The organism is Methylobacterium sp. UNCCL125 (assembly GCF_900116795.1).
GTDB classification, from domain to species: Bacteria; Pseudomonadota; Alphaproteobacteria; order Rhizobiales; family Beijerinckiaceae; genus Methylobacterium; species Methylobacterium fujisawaense.
Genome location: NZ_FPBW01000056.1, coordinates 1 through 16,077 on the forward strand (window position 1 = coordinate 1; position 16,077 = coordinate 16,077).

Consider the following 16,077-nt stretch of genomic DNA (forward strand, 5'->3'; position numbering starts at 1 on the left):
GGCCTGCGCGCCGTCTCCGACACCGCCAAGGCCATGGAGGCGATCCGCGAGCAGGCGGAGGCGGTGGCCGGCAACATCGTCAGCCTGTCGGAGAAGACCCAGACGATCGGCGACATCATCGAGACGGTCAACGACATCTCGGAGCGCACGCACCTGCTGGCGCTCAACGCCGCCATCGAGGCGGCGGCGGCCGGCGAGAGCGGGCGCAGCTTCGCGGTGGTCGCCTCCGAGATGAAGCTCCTGGCCGATCAGGCCAAGGCGGCCACCGGCCAGGTGCGGGGGATCCTGGGCGAGATCCAGCGGGGCATCAACACCTCGGTGATGCTCACCGAGGAGGCGGTCAAGCGCGCCGCCGCCGGCAAGACGCGCTCGGACACGACGCAGCGGACCATCGAGGAGATCACCGCCCGGGTGGAGGAGAACGTCCAGACCTTCCAGCAGATCGTCGCCTCGACCAACCAGCAGCAGCTCGGCATCGAGCAGGTGATGGGCGCGCTCCAGAACATCCGCCAGGCCAGCCAGCAGACCGCGGCCGGCACCCGGCAGGTCGAGGCCGCCTCCGCCAACCTCACCGAACTCGCCCAAGCCCTCATGGCCCTCGCCGAACGCTACCGGAACTGAGGCGGCGCGCCGAGCCCGGATCGTCCAGTCCAGGTTCTACCGACCCGATCCGGCCCTTCGGACGGACCGAAAGTCAGGCCCGGGGCGGTTCAGCCGCGACGGGCGGAGCGATGGGCCGGCTGGCGGGCGCCGGCATCCGCACGCCGGCGTGCGGCCCGGACGCGCTCGATGTCGGTTATCCCGACCGGACTGGGCGGCGCGTCGCGGGTGAACGGCATGCGACTGCGGACATCGCCGTAATAGTCCGCCCCCCCCATTCCGAAACTGCCCGCAACCACGGCTCCGTCCAGGCGCGTATCGCCGGCTGCTGCGCCCGTGGCGATGAGGACGAGGACAGGGGCGGCAAGGAGGAGGCGCATGGAAGCATCTGGCCGCCAATCTGCGGCAGCTTTGCGACGGTTGCCGTCACGAGCGCGTCCCGGGCTGTCGGGCCGTCTTCGGTTCAGGCGTCCGGGTCGCCGTGGGGGGAGCGGGTCGGACGCGGGTGCGGCTTCTGCCAACCCGTCCGCCCTTGCGCGAAGCCGACTTCAAGAAAGTGGATCAGCGGATTGACGCCTGCGGCGCGGACATCGGCGTTGGCTTCGAGATAGCCGTCGGTGCTGAACTGTCCGCTCGGGTCTCGCCCCTCGCGCCATCCCAGATCGAGGTAGTGCCGCGCCAACCCGTGGGGATACCGACACGTGTCGGCGTACCAGCTCCTGTAATATTCTTCATCGAAACCCGGGAGCGCGCTGTCCAGGTAGGGCTCGGATTTGAAGTGCGTCCGGACGTGGCTGGCGATGCGGGCGGCGACGGCCGTGTAATCCCGCAGGTAGGTGCCATCGACGAAGGCGTCATCCTCGGCCAAGCCGAAACGGGCGCCGCGCAATCCCGCAAACGGATCGAAGAACGAGACACCGCGGCGCACGCAGACAGCGCGGAGGCAATCCGAATAGACTTCGACCGCGGCAGGGTCGCGTTCCGATGCCTTCGCGGCAGGGGTCGGGGGCAACGCCGCCACGAGCGTATCGAGGGTCCAGGCCTGGAGGCGATCGACGATCCGGTCTGTCTGCCCGAAGAAGTCGTCGGTCGCCGCCTTCGACAGCGCCGAGCGGGCACGGATATCGTTGGTCCCGATGATCAGGACGGCGAGCAGAGCCGGCAGGGGCGCGCGCAACAGATCGAGGGCGCGGCCACAGGAGCGCGCCGTCGCTCCGGCGATGCCCGCGTTCAGGACGGGGCGCGGAACGATCGGTCGCGGCATGAGCGCCGCATGCGCGTCTCCGACCAGAACGATGCAGCCGCTCGGCGCAGCATCGAAGCCAGCCTGGATGTGGCCGAGCCCGTGACGTCGGAGGGCGCCGGTGCGAAACGCTCTCAAGGCCCCCGAAAAGCGCATGCGAATCTTGAACACTGCCCCCGCGTTCCGCACCGTAGGAGGTTCAGTTTTCACAAGTCCAGTCTTTCTCCAGCCTGCCAGCGCCTTTTGACCTCGCCCCCCTTGTCATGGGAGGGAGATCCCCAGGACGTCCGGATGATGAATGATGGCTCGCGGCGGAACCGTCTTCGGCGGCGGGCTGTTGAGGAGCCCGCTCGGTCGTGCAATGGAGCGCGCGCCCATCGGCGCCGTCGACCGCCACAATGCTTTCGCGTGCTCAGGTCCTTGTCCGATCCTATGGTCCGCGGCTACTTATCGTTCACCCCATTCAAGTTGAGAGACCTTCATCCGGCACCGGTCGGGCGACGGCACGTTTTCTTCATTCACGGCTTCGACGCCCGCAGCGGGATCCGGTTTCCTGCGTTCTTCAAACGGGAACTCGGCCGGCATACGGCCCGGTTCGGAACCATGCCGCGCGCGGTCTCGGAGATCCGGATCAGCGCCGACGGTCTCAGCCGGACCTGGACGGTCGGCGCACCGGCGGATGGCGACGGTGCCGCCGTCTGTTGCGAGACCTTGATCTGGAGCGACATCGTCCACGCGGATCTCTCCCGGCCCGTGCTCCGCCAGTTGGCGCTGCTGGCAAGAAGCGTCGTTTCGGGGCTCGCACAGGGGTTGTTTTTCAAGACGGCGCGCTTCGGATGGCCCTACACCCTGCTGAGCGCTTTTCCGTTCTTCGTCGTCTTCGTCGTCCCGGCCCTGCTGATCTCGGCCGGCACGGCGCTCTTCGCCGTCCTGAAACCGTTATCGCCGATGGAAACGGTCGGGGCGGCGCTGATCTGCGCCGTGGCCGCGGGCACGGGTCTCTACGCCATCCGCAAGGCGCTGGGCCGGCTGTTCTTCTGGCATATCCTGAGCATACGCATCTTCTTCTGGCAGCATGCCACGGGCCGGCGACCGGATTACGAGGCGCGAATCGCGCTTTTCAGCGAGCGAATCCTGACGGAACTGGCACAATGGCGTGCGCATCCGGCGGAGGCGCCCGATGAGGTCATGATCGTCGGTCATTCCCTCGGTGCTGCCATGGCCGTGGAGGTCGCTGCCCGGATCCTCGCGCGCCTCGGTACGGACGATCGGCCCCTACCCCGCTTGTCCCTGGTCACGCTGGGCTCGGGGCTTCCCTTCGTCGCGTTGCCGAAGGAAGCCGGGGGGATCCGCGCACGCATCGCGTCGCTCGTCTACAGCGACCGCATCGTCTGGTGCGACTATCAGGCGCCGCAGGATTGGCTCAACTGCTACGGGTTCAACCCCATTTTCGACATCGGTCTCGAGAGACCGGCCTTTCTCGCCCACAATCCATTGATACGATCGGCTGGGGTCAAGGATCGGATACCGGAATGTGACTACAAGCGCTTGCGTCTTCGGCCGTTCCACATGCACTTCCAGTTCCTGAAAGCCAATTTCAGGCCCGGAGAATACGATTTCTTCGAGATGATCCTGGGCCGGCAATCGCTCCTGGGTCGCGCCCTTCGTCCGAACTGCCGGGGCCCCGTCGCCCCTGCGCAGGACCCGTAGGGTCGGCGCCGGTCGGACACCGCCCCACGCGCGATCCAGGCGTTCAGGCCGTCGGCAGCACGGCCGCCTTATTCAGGTCGCCAGTCTCGGGACAGGTGCTCCGGCCGGCGTTGAAACGGACGGCGCGCATCGCGGGAGATCGTGAGAGTGAAGCCCGGTTCTGCCCTGCTCATCGGCGCCCTTTTCGCCCTGGTGCTGGCGTCGCTCGCCCTGCCGGCTCGGGTCGAGGCCGACTGGAAGGGACCCGACGCGCAGCCCCTCTTCATCAACGAGGCGAATCCGGCGGGCTACAATTACGCGCCCAGCATCATCTCGGAGAACGGCGTCACCGATTTCTGGTGGTGCGGTCAGGGCCAGACCGACGTCATCTTCCATCGATCCTACGACCCGCAGACCGGCTTCTCGCCGGCCCGGATCGTGTTCAAGCCGACGCCCGGCTCCTGGAACCGCCAATACGTCTGTGATCCCAGCGTGATCCGGGGCCGCTTCGTCAACCCAGGGGACGGCCAGACCTACACCTATGCGATGTACTATTCGGGCGCGGACAACCAGCCTGGGAACAACAATCAGACCGGTCTCGCATTCTCGAACGACAAGGTGACGTGGGTCGACTATCCTGAACCGGTCATCAGGCCGCTTAACCCGGCGGTGGCGCAGGGCAATTACGGCACCGGTCAGCCGGCGTCGTTCACGGACGGCAAGTCCGGTCTCTTCGTTTTCACGACGGACCTCACCGGACCACAGGGCGTTGCCGGCTTCGGCGATCTCTACGTCCGTCACACCGCGGACGGCATCCATTTCGGGGCGCCGGTGCGAATCCCCAACGGGACGACCGATGGAGCGACCATCAATCCGAACTCCGATTTCGCGTACGATGCCAAGACGGGAGACGTCTACGTCATCACCGGGCTTCCGGGTCGCGTGTGCCATCAGGTGGCCTGCAAGGATCCGGCCCGCAACCCCGACCGCGAAACCTACCAGATGGGCCTGTTCAAGATGCCCTTGAAGGTCCTGTTGAGCGGGTCACCGGCACGTTGGACGCCGCTCGGCTATCTGAACTCCGACGTGACCGGCTTCTATCTCAATCACAGTCCGGGCTTCCGGCGGGACGGTACGGGGAGTCTCACGCCCTTCCTGCCTGACATCACCGTCTTCTTCTCGGGCGGCGACCCTTACCCGGGCACGTGGCGGATCGCCGAGGCGCGCGCGACCCGCGGTGCCGACCGTTTGCCCTTGCGGCGCGCCATTGGTCCCGCCGGACACTGGGTCACGACGGGCTATGTCGCGCCCGCCTACAGGGCCGAGGGCAGCGTCGGCAGCGTCTTGACGCTTTCGGCCCCCGGGACCGCAAGACTGATGAGTTGCGTGGCGGGACAGGATCACTTCCTCAGCCGGGACGTGCGCTGCGAGGGGCAGACCCCGCTGGGGCAGACCGGCTACGTCTTCGAGACCCCCAGGCCCGGCAGCCACCCCATCTACCGCTGCAATGCCGGCGGTCGCGATCACTTCGTATCGACCCTCGCGGGCTGTGAAGGGCACACGACCGAGGGCCTGCTCGGCTACGCACTCGATTGACTTCCCTTCGCGCGGCTCGCCGTACCGGTCCGACCGCTGAGATATCAGGCGGCATGAGCGACCGCGCGTGATCAAGTCTCCAATCGGCCGATACCGGCCTGTGCTGCAGCGGGCAGATGAGCCTAGCGCCGGCACAGGGTTTCGGAAGGAGCGGCGGGGCGCTGAAAATACTCGCGCAGTTAATCCGTATTTAACCTTAAGCGGTATTCTTAAGCGATCCCCGAGAATCGGGTTGCTCCGGTTGGAAAGTTAGCGATCCATGTCTTCCATCACCCTGTCGGCCGCGACACGCCAGAACCTGCTCTCCCTGCAGGATACCGCCCAGCTGATGGCGACCACGCAGAATCGCCTCGCCACCGGCAAGACGGTGAATTCCGCCCTCGACAACCCGACCAACTTCTTCACCTCCCAGTCCCTCGACGCCCGGTCCTCGAACCTGAACACCCTGCTCGACGGCATCTCCAACGGCGTCCAGACGATCCAGGCCGCCAACCAGGGCATCACCTCGATCCAGAAGCTGGTCGATCAGGCCAAGTCCATCGCCAACCAGGCCCTCTCGACCCAGCTCTCCACCACCGGAACCGCCGCCAACGCCTACAGCGCCAGCACCGCCTCCCAGACGGTGCTCCTGACTATCAACGGCACCTCCGTGTCGGCCACCATCGCCGCCTCGTCGAGCATCAGCGCCACCGTCGCGGCCCTGAACGCCGCCGTCAGCTCGGCGTCGACCTCGTCCAGCGGCTCGTTCGGCGCAGGCGCGATCTTCTCGGCCGACAGCACCGGCACGAAGATCGTCCTGAACGCCCAGGCCGATGTGGAGTTTCAGAACTCCGGCAGCCAGACGGCGCTCGGCTTCACCGGATCGAGCACCACCGCCTCGACCTACGGCACCGCCGCCACCACCGTCGTCTCCAGCGACCTCTCGATCTCCGGCGTGTCGCAGCGCGCCTCTCTGGCGAGCCAGTACAACAACCTGCTCAACCAGATCACGCAGCTCGCCGGCGATGCCAGCTACAACGGCGTCAACCTCATTGCCGGCAAGGGCAATGACATGAACATCAAGTTCAACGACACCGGCAGCTCGAACCTGAACGTCGCCTCGGTGGATGCCACGTCCAGCGGCCTGGGCCTGTCGTCGATCACCAACTCGAACAGCACGTCCAGCCAGAACGGCCTCGGCAACTTCCTGTTGAACTCGGACGTCAACAAGACCCTGTCGACCCTGACGAGCGCCGGCAACACGCTGAACTCCGCGGCGAGCGCGCTCGGCTCGAACCTGTCGGTCGTGCAGAACCGGCAGGACTTCTCCAAGCAGCTGATCAACGTGCTGCAGACCGGCTCGGCCAACCTGACCAACGCCGATCTCAACCAGGAAGCGGCCAACTCCCAGGCGCTGTCGACCCGGCAGTCGATGGGCATCTCCGCCCTGTCCCTGGCCAACTCCGCGCAGCAGGGCGTCCTCCAGCTCCTGCGCTAATCCTGCGCTAAGCCTTCGTCACATCATCGCCATGACGGCCGGAGCGACGCTCCGGCCGTTTGCATGAGAAGCGTCGGACAACGACGGATTCCTTTCGAACGCCGATGGCATCGCGGGCCGCAGCCGATACGGCGTGAGAGGCTGGGCCACGCCCCGAATTCCGACGCGCTTCGGCAAGCGCGTTCTCGAAACCATTCGACAGCCCGCCAGCCTGGACCGGGGCGGATCCATGGGTGCGGTCCCCGAGGATGCGGGAATCGTGTCGATTACGCTTTCAGCGGCAGGGACCCGATCGTCTCCAGGATGCATTACGGCTTAGAGATCGGACAACCCGACGGATTTCTCGTCTGTCGGCTCGCACGGCTTCGAACAAGCCCTGTGACTGGGGCGCAGAGAAGGGATCATCTTCCCTACGGCGGGCAGGCGAGGTCGCCGCCCGGCCACCTGATCTGCGCGGCCAAATCCTGAAGACGCTGGCGCGTCAAAGCGATCTTGCATGCCCCGACAAGCATCGGGGCGAGGCTGCCGTAGTTCCCCGGCGTCGTGGCGTCGGCTCACGGTTGGTCGGCGTCCGGGACCGCGCCGCGGGCGCGGAAGCCGTAATATCCGCGGTCGGCGTCGAACAGGACATCGAAACCGTTCAGGACGTGCAGCCCCGTATTGACGAAGGGTTGCGGGCGCGTGGTGTTCAGAACGATGCGCTCCGGTGCGAGTCCCGTGGCGTGGTCGCCGACGGTGACCGTGTAAGCGGCGGCGGCGCCGAAGCGAAAACGCAGTCGCGTTCCGGGAAGGAGCGCACTGTGACCGGTCGCGTCGGTCTGAAGGCTGGTGGCCAGCTCCGCGGGCGGCAGGGTCAGGAACATGGCGGTGACGCCGGTGTCGAGCAGTGCCCGGCCGCAGGCGCCCGGCTCCCGACCGTCGACGGAAATGCACACGGGCACGCCCAGCCAGTCGCCCGGCACGCGCGGGTGGGGATCGAGCTTGACGAAGCGGTAGCGGCCTTGGGTGTTTGCGCGCGTCAGGCCGACATGGACGCCTCGGGCGGTGAGCACGTAGCCGCGCCGGATCGCACCGGGGCCGGACGGCTCCGCATTGAGCAGGGGATTGGTGTCGGGCGTGCTCTGGCTCTGGCTGTCGTCCTCGCGGCCAAATCCGATGCCCAGCATGGCCACGTGCTCCGGCGCCTCTTCCGGGGTGCAGTGGCGGGCCTGCGCGGTGCAGGCGATGCGGTCGACCGCGAGGACCGGGATCGGCCGCGTCGCCACGCTCTCGCCGTCGCGGCCCCACAGGATTACCGGGACGCGTATCCAGCGGCCAATCATGATGCGGCCGGAGCTCGTGTAGGTGATGCGCCCAGGCTGGCTGGGCAGCGTCGCGTTGTCGGGGATGCGGCTGGCCGAGACCACGATGCCGGTCGAGCCGGTATCCACCAATACGGGCCGGGGCGCGCCGCCGAAGGAGAGCCCGAGCCGCGGCGACTGCGCGATGGCGTCGCCGGGTTGCGGTGCATTCAGGAAAGGCAGGAACACGCCACGCCGGTCCTCCAGATAGCTCGGGCCGTCCTCGGCGTTCGCGAACTTGGCCGGTCCGAGGAGCCCGGCCACAGCGAAACCCGCGCTCAGGACAGCCAAACCCGATCTTGCGCCGTGACCGCGCGCCTGAGCGTCGCCGCGGGGACGTTGCAAAGCCTGCCGCATACCGGTCCTCCGCGGGACGATATCTGAGCGATCCCGCTCACATGCTCGGCCCTTCCGGGCAACGCTTCAATCCACGCGCCCTTGATGGGCGGCGAGCCAGCGCCGGCTGAACGGCAGCGCCAATCCGTGCATCCACGGTGTGACATTGTGTCCTGATCCCGCGGCGGATAATCCTGTCGTGCGCCCGAACCGGTTGCACCCCGTGTCGAGGATCATGAGCTCGGGCCGCGACCCGGGGCAGGAGGACGTTCTTGCCGAGAGCCGAACCGGGATCTGCCCGGACGTCCGCCGCCCGCACCGCGATCACTCCGTTCGGCCTGATCGGCCAGAGCCGAATACGACCAGCCCGGGCAGCACCCGATCCGGCGGCCTTGGCCGAGACCGCCCACGGCGCAGCCGTGATGATCGGCAAGAACAGCGTGAGGCAGAGTACGACGGTCGGCGAAATCCTGGCGCTGCCCGTCACGGCCGGCGCGACGACCCGCCACCGCCGCGGCCACGGGAACTCGCATGGGGCGCGACCGGTGGAGGCGGGCACCAACCGATCCGCCCCCGCCCGAAGGAGGATGTCCGATGAGCGCCCTTGAGACTGGACGGCCGGACCGGTCCCGCCGGCGTCTGCGCGTGATCCTGATCCTGATGGTCGTCGCGTGGCTGCCGGCTTTGCCCTTCGCCGCCGGTGCCGCGCTGACCAGCCTCACCGGCTGCCAAGTCAACGAGGCAAACACGTATCCCTGCTCGGTCGCCGGTCACGATATCGGCGAGCTGCTGTACGGGCTGATGATGACGGGCTGGGTGTTGATCGCCTTCCTGCCGTTCATGGCCCTGACCCTGCTGCTCGCCGCCGGGCAGGGCTTGCTGATGCTGGTCGGAGCGTTGCGGCGGAGAGGAGAGACGCGTCACGAGACGCACGATCGGGCGCGCCATGATCTTCGTGGAGGATGAAGGCGTCAGCGCGATTGGTCGAGGCGCCGGCTTCGCGGAGGCCGCGGGTCTCCGACGTCGGCCCGGCCGCGCCGCCGCACATGGGGTTACGAGGTCGTCCGGCGGCCGAGCACGCGGGGCATCCGCCCCGGTGACGGCTCTCCCTGGGTTCCGGCCATCCGCAGGCTTCTCCCAATTCTAAACGCCCGGCTACGCCCAGGGTCCGTTGGCCTGAGGCCAGTCCAGGCCGTGCCACCGTCTCTCGGTCCAGACCGGACTGTGCGCGCGCGGGACCTCGGAGAGATCGGACGCGAGCAGGCCGCCTCCGAATCGCGCCCAGTCCTCTAGCGTATGCGTCCGGCCGGCCTGCGGACCGTGCCGCTCCCGCGTGATCTTCAGTGGGGATCCCACGCGCCCGCAACGCCGATACCAGTTCCGCGCGCGCCGCACGGGCAGGCCCACCGCCAACTTCATGCCGTTCCCCCTGGCGCGACCATGCGGCGAGGCGCCCTCAGCCCCGTCGACCTGGGCTCCCAACCGCCAAGCTAAGCCAGGCCTTCAACGCAAGCATGTCGGGCCGACCCTGACACGCCTTCCGATCTCTCCGACTGCTGATCGGGCCAGCGGACCACAGATGGGACGGCGGGACAGTGGCCGGAGACTTCGATCTTCGTCCCCCGCCTTCGGGGCACGCCGCCGCGTTCGACGGCGGCGAAGGCTCGGTTCCCCGTCCGACCGTGGCCGCACGGTCGTCCTTCCTCTTCCGTGGAGTTCAGCCCATGAAACGTCTTGCGATCACCCTGACGGCGCTCTCGAGCCTCGTTCTGTTTGCGCCGTCGAGCGAAGCGCGGCCCTACGGTCATGGCCCCGGCCTCCATCACGGGCACCACCATCTGGGCCATGGCGCCTGGAGAGGGCGACGCCACGGATTGCACCATCACCGCCTCCACCGGCACCACATCCACCGGTTCCGCCCACACCACAGGCGGTATCGCGGTTATCGGGGTGTGACCTTCCGCCCCTCCGCCTATGGCTACCGGCCGCACGCCTACGGCTACGGCGGTCCCCGTGGGTACCGCGGGCCGGGTTTCGCCACCGGCCTCGGCCTTGCGGCGGCGGCTGCCGGGCCGAACCTCTATCGGCCGGTCTATAGCCGTCCCTACGGCTACCGTTACGCGCCGGCCGGCTACGGCTGCGGCTTCTAGGAAGCCCCTCAGGATCCGGGAAGCCGACGTGCGGCAGCCTCCCGGATTCGCGGGCGATGAAGGCTGTCCGGGTGATCCCTGCGCAGGATCCGGCAAGGAACCGCGGGCGTCCCGGCAGGCGTCGACGCTCAACGGTCGCATGATTTGCCGCTCGGGTACCGCTTTCGCGCAATGGTCAACGGATGATCGTCTGCACAGCGTGTCGGGATAAACCCGACACGCGTCGGTGAGAGCAGCATCGCGACCTGAAACAGCTTGCTCGACCGTTCGAACTGCGCGCTTCTCACGGTGCGGGACATCATCCCGAGCAGCCGGAGAGATCAGCGCCCATGCTCATGGACATCGTCAAACAGGGGGCCCGCGCGCGTTCCGTCGGTCGGCCCCGCGATGCCTGTCCGTATCCCGGCGAGTCGCGCGAGCGCCGCGCGTGGTTCGAAGGCTATGACGGCTCCTCCTGGGCCGTTGCGACGCGGATGCCGCATCCGGCCCGGATGCTGCCCGGATCGGCGCTGTGCGACACCACCCTCGCTTCGGACGCACTCCCGCCGGCTTGATCGCGGGGCGACTTTTCCGCGACAGAGCGCGTGGCACACGGGCCGGGACGGGGACTCGGGAGACGGGTGGCGATGCGCTCGGGACGGCGAGACAGGAAGGCCGAGCCGCCTGAGCGTTGGAGGCCGGGTTCGGGTTGGCGCGCTGCGTGCCCGCGCCCGGGCCCATGAACATCCGGCCCCGCGACGCCGCCATCCACGGGTCTGAGCCCCCGCTGAGCCGCGGCAGCCGCCGGACCTTCATCGCCCTCGCCCTCGCGGCGGCCATACCGGTCCTGCTGCTGAGCGGCTGGGTCGCCACGCTCATGGCGCAGCAGCAGCGCGACCTCGCCCGGAACGCTGCGGTCGCCAGCGCGACCCGTGTGGCCGAGCGCGTCGCCTCGGACATTGCGGCCCAGATCGCGGTTCTCGAAGCGGAGGCCGCCTCCGCCACCCTCGACCGACCGGATCTCGCGGCCTTCTACGCCGAGGCCGAGCGGCTGAGGCAGGCGCATCCGCTCTGGGAGACGGTGGAACTCGCCGGTCCGGACGGCGCTCAGATCGTCAACCTGCTCCGCTCCCTCGAAGAGGAACTGGGACCGACTTCGGACCGGCAGAGCTTCGACGCCGTGGTGCAGACGCGTCAGCCGGTGATCGGCGGCATCGGTCCGGCCGGCCTGATCTCGGGCAAGCGCCTCGTCGCCCTTCGCGTGCCGGTCATCCGCGACGGGATCCTGCGCTACGTCCTGTCGGTCCGGCTTGCCACAAACGCGGTGAGCTCGATCCTGCGGGATGCCGGTGCGCCCGAGGGCTGGGTCGGCACCATCGTGGATGCGGACGGGAACACCATCGCCCGGACCCGGGCCGAGGTCGAGGAACTCGGCCACCCTGCGAATCCCGCCTTGCAGGCGGCGATCCGGCACGCGCCCAACGGATTTTACACCGGCCCGACGCTGGAGGGCGCGAATGTCGAGGTGGTCTACCGGACGCTGAAGCACACCGGCGGCTGGTCGGTACATTTCGGGATGCCGGTCGCCACCCTCAACGCCCCGGTGTCACGGTCGTATGTCGTGCTGGGCGGCGGCAGCTTCGTCAGCATCGGCCTCGCCCTGGCGCTGGTCGGATTGGTGGGCCGCGACATGGCGCAGCGCCGTGCGGGCGAGCAGGCCCGGTTCTCCCTCGCCCTCCGGTCCAGCGAGGAGCAGGGCGCGGTCGCCGCCGAGGCCGCGGAACTCGGCACGTTGCGCTGGGACACCGTCGCGCGCCGGGTGACGGGTTCTGCACGCGCGGCCGAGCTTCTGGGGTGGCGGGCGGCCGCGGAAGGGCGCGACAGCGCCGTGGACGCCGATACCGTCCTGCAGGCGGTCGAGCCGGAGGATCGCGGGCGCCTGAGCGAAGCCCTGCGCCGGAGCCTCGCGGAGGGTACGCCGCTCGACGTCGAGTTCCGCGTGACCCGGCTCGATCGGGAACCGCGCTGGGTCCGCGTGGCCGGTCGCGTGCCACAGCTTCACGAGGACACCCCGGACGGGCTGATCTACGGCGTGGTCTCGGATATCGAGCCGCGCAAGCGCGCCGAGGCCGAACGGTCCGCGCTGCTCCGCCGCCTCGGCGAGGCGCAGGAGAACGAGCAGCGCCGGATCGCGCGGGAACTCCACGATCAGGTCGGCCAGACGGTGACCGGCCTGTCGCTGGGCCTCAAGAGCATGGAGCGGCTCCTGGCCCGCGGTGCCACAGCCGAAGCCGGAAGGCAGATGGAGTGGCTGCAAGCGCTTGCCGGGGAGATCGGACGCGACATCCATCGGGCTGCCGTCGACCTGAGGCCGACCGCCCTCGACGATCTCGGCCTGCGCGAGGCGCTCGCGACCCTGCTGCGCGACTGGAGCCAGCGGCACGGGATCCGCGCCGATCTGGAATGCCTGAACGAGGCGACCCGTCTGCCGGCCGCCATCGAGACGGCCGTCTACCGGATCGTGCAGGAGGCCCTCACCAACGTACTCAAGCATGCCCGCGCCGCGAGCGTCAGCGTCTCGGTGGAGAAGCGCACCACCGAGATGCGGGTCGTCATCGAGGATGACGGCGTCGGCTTCAACGCCGAGGACCTTCGCGACCGTTCCGGCAGCGATGGACAGGCCAAGCTGCGGCTGGGACTGTCCGGGATCCGCGAGCGCCTGTCCCTTCTCGGCGGGACGCTCACGCTGGAATCGTCCCCGGATGTCGGCACAACCCTGTTCGTGACCATTCCCGTACCGCACCATCCCGAACCCTGAGGAGAAGCGCCCGATGGATCGCATCCGCGTCGCCCTGGCCGACGACCACCCCATCGTCCTCGCCGGGATCCGGACGCTCCTGAACGCCGACCCCGAGATCGAGCTGGTGGGCGAGGCCACGAATGGCAGCGAGGCGCTGCCGATGATTCATGCGGCCGACCCCGACGTCGCCGTGGTCGACGTTTCGATGCCCGGTCTCAACGGCCTCGAGCTCACCGAGCGCGTGGCGGATGCGTGCCCGCGGACGCGCGTGCTGGTTCTGACGGTCCATGAGGATGCGGCCTACGTCCAGCCGCTGCTCAAGGCCGGCGCCCGGGGATACCTGCTCAAACGCTCGGCCGCGGAGGATCTGCTCCGCGCGGTCCGCGCCGTCGCCGCAGGCGGCGTCTATCTCGACCCTTCGGTGGCGAGCCATGCCCTGGCGCATCCTGCAGCAGACTCCCGGATCTCGGTGGCCGAGCCTGCCGCAGACGCGCTGAGCCCGCGCGAGACGGACGTCCTTCGCCTGATCGCCCAGGGCTTCAGCAACAAGGAGATCGCGCGCCGCTTCGATCTCAGCGTCAAGTCCGTGGAGACCTACAAGGCGCGAGCCGCCGAAAAGCTCGGCCTGCGCACGCGTGCGGAGATCATCCGTTACGCGGCCGCGCACGGATGGCTCGATGCCCTGGCCCTGCGCTAGGGGCCGCGATTCTTTGAGCGCGACGGATCAAATCGCGGCGCGGTTCGTCTGTCTGGCGGACCGAATACGGATGAGGGGAGACGTGTGAGCGTCGGATTGATTGCCCTGCTGGACGATGTCGCTTTCATGGTCAGGAGTGCGGCGGCGTCCCTCGACGACGTGGCAGGCCAGGCCGCGAAAGCCGGAACCAAAGCGGCCGGTGTCGTCATCGACGATGCGGCGGTCACGCCCCGCTACGTCGTCGGCTTCGCGGCGGAGCGCGAGCTGCCCATCGTTGGCAAGATCGCCGTCGGATCGCTCCGCAACAAGCTCCTGTTCCTGCTCCCGGGCGCCCTGGCGCTGAGCGCCTTCGCGCCCTGGGCGATCACGCCGCTCCTGATGCTGGGCGGTGCGTATCTCTGCTACGAAGGCACCGAGAAGGTCTACGAGGGCCTCTTTCCCCATCGCGCCCACGGCGACGCGGCGGACCACGCGGACGGCGCCGGTGGCGCTGCGGCCGGAGAAGAGCGCCGCGTGGCGAGCGCCATCAAGACCGACTTCATCCTCTCGGCCGAGATCATGGCCATCACCCTCGCGGCCTTGCCGGAGGGCAGCTTCTGGATGCGGGCGGCCGTCCTGGCCATCGTTGCTCTGGGCATCACCGTGGGCGTCTACGGCGTGGTCGCCGTGATCGTGAAGGCTGACGACGCGGGCTTGGCTCTGGCCCGCAGCACGGCCGGGCCGCCGCTCGGAAGCCTCGTCCGCGGGCTCGGCCGCGGCGTCGTCAAAGGCATGCCGATCCTGCTCGGACTTCTGGCCGTCGTCGGTACGGCGGCCATGATCTGGGTCGGCGGCGGGATCCTGATGCACGGCCTGGAGACCTACGGCCTGGCATGGCCTGCGCACGCCGCCCACGATGCGGCGACGGCAGCGTCCGCGCGCCTGCCGTTCGCCAAGGGCTTCGTCGAATGGCTGGTCACCGCCCTCGCGTCGGGCCTGATCGGGCTGGTGGTCGGCGGCCTGCTGATTCCGCTGACGAGCTTCGTGCTGGCGCCGACGTGGCACGCCCTGTCGGCCCTGCGGAAGCAGACTGCCTGATCCGAGAAACGTCGAGGCCGAGCGGTACGGTGGTCCAGACGGTCACCGTACCGCTCGGCCTCCTCCGAAGCCCCGTGGCCCGGCGGCCGAGGACGCTTCTGCAGAACCCAGAAACGACAAAGGCCGCAGAGCTGCGGCCTTGTAAGTCGATCGTATGGTTGGGAAAACTGGAGCGGGCGAAGGGATTCGAACCCTCGACCCCAACCTTGGCAAGGATGTATGAAGTCGTTTCCCTGTGTTTCCGCCGATTTCAAAAGTTTTCATTCATCATTGCAAGTCGTTGCAGTATTGACTGCATTCGCTTTGCGCCGTTTCATGGCGTAGCCGCCCGTTTCCGACACGGTGCTGCCTGCGTGCGTCCTGAAGGAGCAAGACCATGAAGCGAAGGAACGCCGTTCGCCTGACGCTCAGGACCATCGAAAAGGCGGCCGCAAAGCCCACCTCCTATTTCATCTGGGATCTCGATCAGCCCGGGTTCGGGTTGCGGATCGAGCCGACCGGCGCGAAATCCTTCTACATCCACTATCGTCTCGGAGGCCGCGGCTTTCCTTCCAAGAAGATGAAGCTCGGCGACGTGCGCAGCATGAGTGTGAGCCAAGCGCGGAGCGAAGCGGCGGAGAAGCTCGTGCTTGCCCGGAAGGGCGAGGATCCGGCAGCCGAGCGGGTCGCGGCGAAGAACTGCCTGTTCGTGCACGAACTGATCGACCTATACGGGTCGGAAGGCCTCGTCCGCTTGAAAGGACGCCGCAAGGGCGAGGACTGTCCGCCGTCAGCACCCCTGAGACAGATTGAGGCTCTTCACGAACAGAGGATGGCTGGTTCATCGTAGCCCCCAGGAGCGAAGATGAAACAGACATCCGGGCCGGCGCGGAAGCCGGCAGAAGCCGTGATCAAGGACATCCGCCGGGCCACACGTCGGCAGTTCTCGTCCGAGGAGAAGATCCGCATCGTGCTGGAGGGCCTGCGCGGTGAGGACAGCATCGCCGAGCTGTGCCGGCGCGAGGGCATCGCGTCCTCAATGTACTACGGCTGGTCCAAGGAGTTTCTGGAAGCTGGCAAGAAGCGGCTGGCTGGCGACACAGCCCGAGCCGCG

The 16,077-nt window shown here is 68.1% G+C and carries 15 protein-coding genes; 12 read left to right on the forward strand and 3 right to left on the reverse strand.

Annotated elements, in window-relative coordinates; genetic code table 11:
- A partial coding sequence (locus BM396_RS30660) for a methyl-accepting chemotaxis protein (protein WP_244539018.1) occupies positions 1-621 on the forward strand: 621 nt, incomplete at its 5' end.
- 89 nt (positions 622-710) lie between these two features.
- Here BM396_RS30660 and BM396_RS30665 read toward each other — a convergent pair.
- Both BM396_RS30665 and BM396_RS30670 read right to left on the reverse strand, forming a co-directional pair.
- The gene (locus tag BM396_RS30665) at positions 711-980 is read right to left on the reverse strand and encodes a hypothetical protein (RefSeq protein ID WP_043388300.1); all 270 of its coding nucleotides are present in this window, start codon (positions 978-980) and stop codon (positions 711-713) included.
- Positions 981-1,063: 83 nt separating this feature from the next.
- On the reverse strand, positions 1,064-2,014 hold the full coding sequence (locus BM396_RS30670) for an SGNH/GDSL hydrolase family protein (RefSeq protein ID WP_244539019.1): 951 nt from the start codon (positions 2,012-2,014) through the stop codon (positions 1,064-1,066).
- Between the two features lie 261 nt (positions 2,015-2,275).
- Between BM396_RS30670 and BM396_RS30675 the strand changes: the two genes are divergently transcribed.
- The 3 genes from BM396_RS30675 (at position 2,276) to BM396_RS30685 (ending at position 6,605) form a co-directional block, all read left to right on the forward strand.
- The gene (locus BM396_RS30675) at positions 2,276-3,553 is read left to right on the forward strand and encodes a lipase family protein (protein WP_051976333.1); all 1,278 of its coding nucleotides are present in this window, start codon (positions 2,276-2,278) and stop codon (positions 3,551-3,553) included.
- A gap of 147 nt (positions 3,554-3,700) precedes the next feature.
- Positions 3,701-5,128 (forward strand): hypothetical protein, encoded by a 1,428-nt coding sequence (locus tag BM396_RS30680; RefSeq protein ID WP_244539020.1) that lies wholly within the window; start codon positions 3,701-3,703, stop codon positions 5,126-5,128.
- Between the two features lie 259 nt (positions 5,129-5,387).
- Positions 5,388-6,605 (forward strand): flagellin N-terminal helical domain-containing protein, encoded by a 1,218-nt coding sequence (locus BM396_RS30685; RefSeq protein ID WP_043346491.1) that lies wholly within the window; start codon positions 5,388-5,390, stop codon positions 6,603-6,605.
- Positions 6,606-7,159: 554 nt separating this feature from the next.
- Here the strand turns inward: BM396_RS30685 and BM396_RS33085 are convergent.
- Positions 7,160-8,236, reverse strand: coding sequence for a hypothetical protein (locus BM396_RS33085; protein WP_051976317.1), 1,077 nt, complete (start codon positions 8,234-8,236; stop codon positions 7,160-7,162).
- Between the two features lie 690 nt (positions 8,237-8,926).
- Between BM396_RS33085 and BM396_RS30700 the strand changes: the two genes are divergently transcribed.
- From BM396_RS30700 to BM396_RS30735, 8 genes are all read left to right on the forward strand, one after another.
- On the forward strand, positions 8,927-9,247 hold the full coding sequence (locus BM396_RS30700; RefSeq protein WP_244539021.1) for a hypothetical protein: 321 nt from the start codon (positions 8,927-8,929) through the stop codon (positions 9,245-9,247).
- 758 nt (positions 9,248-10,005) lie between these two features.
- Positions 10,006-10,431 (forward strand): hypothetical protein, encoded by a 426-nt coding sequence (locus tag BM396_RS30705; protein ID WP_043388100.1) that lies wholly within the window; start codon positions 10,006-10,008, stop codon positions 10,429-10,431.
- A gap of 329 nt (positions 10,432-10,760) precedes the next feature.
- Entirely contained in the window at positions 10,761-10,985 is a 225-nt protein-coding gene (locus BM396_RS30710; RefSeq protein ID WP_043346489.1) for a ribosome modulation factor, read from the forward strand.
- A gap of 164 nt (positions 10,986-11,149) precedes the next feature.
- Entirely contained in the window at positions 11,150-13,228 is a 2,079-nt protein-coding gene (locus BM396_RS30715) for a sensor histidine kinase (protein ID WP_051976318.1), read from the forward strand.
- A 13-nt stretch (positions 13,229-13,241) separates the two neighbouring features.
- A complete protein-coding gene (locus BM396_RS30720) occupies positions 13,242-13,907 on the forward strand; it encodes a response regulator (protein WP_043346486.1) in 666 nt (221 codons plus the stop codon).
- A gap of 84 nt (positions 13,908-13,991) precedes the next feature.
- Complete coding sequence (locus tag BM396_RS30725) at positions 13,992-14,984, forward strand: DUF808 domain-containing protein (protein ID WP_043388102.1); 993 nt, start codon at positions 13,992-13,994, stop codon at positions 14,982-14,984.
- Positions 14,985-15,360: 376 nt separating this feature from the next.
- Positions 15,361-15,813 (forward strand): Arm DNA-binding domain-containing protein, encoded by a 453-nt coding sequence (locus BM396_RS30730; protein ID WP_043388103.1) that lies wholly within the window; start codon positions 15,361-15,363, stop codon positions 15,811-15,813.
- 15 nt (positions 15,814-15,828) lie between these two features.
- Positions 15,829-16,077 (forward strand): transposase (locus tag BM396_RS30735; RefSeq protein ID WP_139239586.1); only part of this gene is annotated, 249 nt, incomplete at its 3' end.